General features: G+C 43.4%; 3 protein-coding genes and 2 pseudogenes. 2 read left to right on the top strand and 3 right to left on the bottom strand.

What is annotated here, in order from left to right:
• On the top strand, nucleotides 1-1003 hold a 1003-nt coding region (locus ETR37_RS17860), incomplete at its 5' end, for a DUF3800 domain-containing protein (RefSeq protein WP_240673922.1).
• 164 nt (nucleotides 1004-1167) lie between these two features.
• The gene (locus tag ETR37_RS17855) at nucleotides 1168-1593 is read left to right on the top strand and encodes an NUDIX hydrolase (protein ID WP_081133385.1); all 426 of its coding nucleotides are present in this window, start codon (nucleotides 1168-1170) and stop codon (nucleotides 1591-1593) included.
• A gap of 86 nt (nucleotides 1594-1679) precedes the next feature.
• Here the strand turns inward: ETR37_RS17855 and ETR37_RS17850 are convergent.
• The 3 genes and pseudogenes from ETR37_RS17850 to ETR37_RS17840 all read right to left on the bottom strand — a co-directional run bounded on the left by ETR37_RS17850 (nucleotide 1680) and on the right by ETR37_RS17840 (nucleotide 3849).
• Nucleotides 1680-2556, bottom strand: a pseudogene (locus tag ETR37_RS17850) (IS982 family transposase).
• A 306-nt stretch (nucleotides 2557-2862) separates the two neighbouring features.
• Nucleotides 2863-2940, bottom strand: a pseudogene (locus tag ETR37_RS17845) (arsenate reductase/protein-tyrosine-phosphatase family protein); the annotation flags it as partial.
• Nucleotides 2941-2988: 48 nt separating this feature from the next.
• On the bottom strand, nucleotides 2989-3849 hold the full coding sequence (locus ETR37_RS17840; RefSeq protein WP_081133392.1) for an oxidoreductase: 861 nt from the start codon (nucleotides 3847-3849) through the stop codon (nucleotides 2989-2991).
• Nucleotides 3850-3956 lie beyond the last annotated feature (107 nt).

Genomic DNA, 3956 nt, shown 5'->3' with positions numbered 1-3956 from the left:
GGGGAAACAGGAAACCCCCACTTCGATAAGTGGGGGAGGTTCATATATGCACTACTTAATCTATTTTGATGAGAGCAATAAACTCGACCAGTTTAACGCTAACTATTCTTACTATGGGGCTTACGGAGGAACCGATGCCGCAATGGCAAGGGTTGTTAAGCAAGTTCGAAACATCTTTAAACAGTGTAATTCTTTTAGTGAACTTCATTTTCGAGAGTATACGAAAGACAACCTTGTCAAGAAATATTTTCAAACTCTTCATACGGTTATTAATGAGAATGTACAGATTAATATTCTAACCGTTAATAATAGGGATGCTTTGTATGCGGCACAGAAAATCGGATTAACGGCGACTGAACTAAGAAACTTATTCTATATCAAAATACCGGAAAGATTATTTTATGGAATGACTCGGGATTTATCAAGTCAAGAATCTGGAACGATTAAGGTGAAGATTAAGGTAGACCAGAATGATGAGTATGATAAGCTTTTTCTTGAAACGAAAATCATTGAACAGATGAACGCACATTCGGCTTATCGCAATAAAAATTACCGCGTTGTTAATGTTCTTTCTCAAAACTCTGTTAAATCAATACCTTTGCAAATAGTGGATACATTTATGGGGATGGTTATATTTTTGTTGGAACAAAATTATCTTGAATCGTCCAATACTGCCAAGATAAAAAGTGATTTAATATACCGGTTCCTTATTGAAGGAAATAACTTAATGAAGTTTCAACAGCAAATCAAACTATATAAATGGACGGGACACGAAGAACTCACCTTTGTCAATATCAGCGACTATGTATCACCTTTTATGGCTTATAAAGCAGCATATGATTCACAAGAAATAATACGAATTCAAAAGATCATGGTTGAGAATCCAGCGATGCCTCTAAAAGAGCTTAGACTCAAGACAGGCTATCCGAATACCATGAAGAACACACTGATCGGATACAAGGATCAGATTGAAGGGCGGGGTAGGAATTATTCTATTTTATGATTCTCTTAGTTAGTTTTTTTATCAATAAATATGAAATCTTTGACACACAAAGAAAAGAAGGAGTTTTCCCATCATGGACGTTCGAATTCGGGCCATTTATGAAACCCGAGTTCGGCAGTCATGGCCGGCTGCATCTGTAAAATAGATCTGGAAAGGAGCGCCCGATGAGGATACGCAAATGTGCTAGAGCAGTGATCATCAATGAGCGAAACGAAATTCTTCTTCAGCAATTTGAATTTCGGGATGTAGTAGGGAACAAAGTGTTATGGGTTACTCCAGGAGGGGGCATTGAAGAAAACGAGACCCCAGCTGAAGCTTTAAAAAGGGAATTATACGAAGAACTAGGCATAGTGGTTGATCTTCTCGGTGGCCCCATATTCCAACTGGATGTATGGATTGAAGGAAAACAAGGTTCTTTTATTAGCCGGGAAATTTATTATCACGTTACGATCCAATCCGATACGGTGTTGTCTATCGAACATATAACAAAGAACGAAAAAGACACACTGAAAGGACTCAAATGGTGGAGCAAAGACGAATTGCAGAAAATCGACAACTTTGCGCCTCGTGAAATATTGAACTACATATAGTTTTCTGCTTTTCACTGCGCTGCGGTTGCAGCGAGTCGAGGGGGGAGTAGAGGGAATCGTGACGTACCCGTGGTGCTAGTTGAGCTTTAGCGCTCAACTAGCCCAAGTGTAACCAGGGAATAAGCTAACAATATACCGTCTAGTGCCACTTCAAATCCGATAATCGAATTGGCTCGGATCCCCGTGATGCGATAGTGGTCAACCAGAACCGCGAACACCGTCTCGATCACTTTGCGTTTTTGTTGGATCCATTTCTCCCATGTCTCAGACGCACGATGTTTCTGGTTTTTTCGAGACGGAGTCCAAAGCGCCATTTGGTATTCTTCGTACAGCCTTTTTTGCAAGTCACGGCTAATGAATCCTTTGTCCCCAAAGTTATACGGGTGGGGAATTTGGGTCATCACGCTTTCGGCTGCGATTCGATCGTGGCAAGATGCTTCCGTCACCACATACCCCATCGGCAGCCCTTGATCGGTCACTTGAAGGTGCAGCTTCAACCCGTAGTACCATTGCTTTTTGGAAGCGCAATACCCGATGTCGGCGATCTCTTGAAACCGTTTGACGCGATGCATTCTTGCCGTATGGCACAACGGGAGCGGCAAGCTGTCCACGACGGCATAGGCATGATGTTGGCCACGTTTTGCTCACGACGGTGATCCATTTGATAGCGAAGCCAAGCGCCCGGCAGCGGCGGTTATACCGGGAACGTTCGAGAAACGAGCCGTTTGTGAACAAATTTTCCGTGACAAAACGATGCCACGCCCGTTCAGAAGTAAAACCGAGCAGCTTTCCTAAAAGATGAATGGCGATGATGACAGCGTCCTCTTGCTTGACCAAATGGCGATTTCGACGATGAAGATGCACCTGAATGCATGAAAGTTGAGCAGAAACAAAAACGAAAATGGCGGCATATTGCTTTTGAATCTTGGCCCGATCTGTAGTAAAATGAAAGTGCTCTCGCATAGGGATCCTCCTTTTTAATGGTTGGTTGCACTTTCATTTTAAGGGGATCCTCATGCAAGGGCTATTTTTATGCTTGTTTGAGTTTATCTAGCACCACGGGTGGAATATATATATAAGTTGCAATTTTGTTTTACATGGCATTGTTCGCTCTTCTTGTCACCGTGCCAGCTTGTTAGGTGATAAAGTAAAGACGGGACATGGAGGTCGGAAATTCTTTATTACAACCTATATAGATCAACAACCGGAAGAGGTGCTTCGACGCTTGGGGTGTGCAGCGTGATGCAAAGGTTAACTTTTCAAGGTGCATTTATATAGAAAACCTTCCGCCATTTGAGAGCGGCAGGAGTTACCTGTACATAAGAAGTAAACGAGTTTTTTGTCCATTTTTGATCCCTCTTTCATGTGAGTGGTTTTTGAACTAAAATCTCAGCATCACTTTCCCTCCCAAAGCCGTTTTGTCACCATCCGCTCCCACCACTTCCACGGCAGCACATGTTTCAAGACAATTCCTAATTTCACGCCTTTGCCAACCGGATACCGCAATTTCGGATAGGGAGACTTCGCCACTTGCACAATCTGTCGGATCACTTCATCCGGAGCAGGTGCCGTGTCGGCAACCTGATTGACATATTTCAAAATCGCCTTCATCTCTTTCGCATAAGGAGAATTCGGATGGATCGTTACCGCTCCCAACCCTTTTGACCAGATATCTGTTTTATAGGACCCCGGCTCAATCAAAACTACATGAACGCCATACGGCAGCATCTCTAAACGCAAAGACTCGCTGAATCCTTCCACCGCAAACTTAGATGCCACATAAGGTCCCATAGAAGGGAAGCCGATCCGTCCGCTGATACTGCTTATATTCACAATCTTGCCGCTTCTGTGTTCCCGCATCGACGGCAAAACAGCTTTCGTTACTGCCACCAAGCCGAAAAAATTGGTTTCAAATTGCCGCCGCCATTCTTCAACAGCAAGTTCCTCCGTGAAGCCGCCCGCTGCATAACCCGCATTGTTCACCAACAGATCAATTCGTCCGTAACGGCGAATCACATCCTGAATCACCGTTTCTACGGCGGAAAAATCGGTCACATCCAATTGGATAATCTCAATCCGATTTGTTACACCCGCTTCTTTAGCTGCCGCTTCCAGACGTCCTTTGTTATTCAAGTTTCTCATTGAAGCCAGCACGCGATAGCCTTCGCCGGCAAGTACCACACTTGTCAGCAAACCAAAGCCGCTTGAAGCTCCTGTAACAAACGCAACCGGTTGCTTGTCAGAAGTCTGATCCACAAGATTCCCTCCAGCTATTAACTATTTCTAACTATTGGAATTGTATCATAAAAATAATGGAATCACGAGTGTTGATTATCCAAAATTATACATACGCCTTCCATAAA

It is taken from the genome of Geobacillus sp. PK12 (genome assembly GCF_004123125.1).
In the GTDB taxonomy this organism is placed as follows: domain Bacteria; phylum Bacillota; class Bacilli; order Bacillales; family Anoxybacillaceae; genus Geobacillus; species Geobacillus zalihae.
Note: the sequence above shows the minus strand (reverse complement) of the source record. Positions and strands in the feature narration are given on the sequence as shown.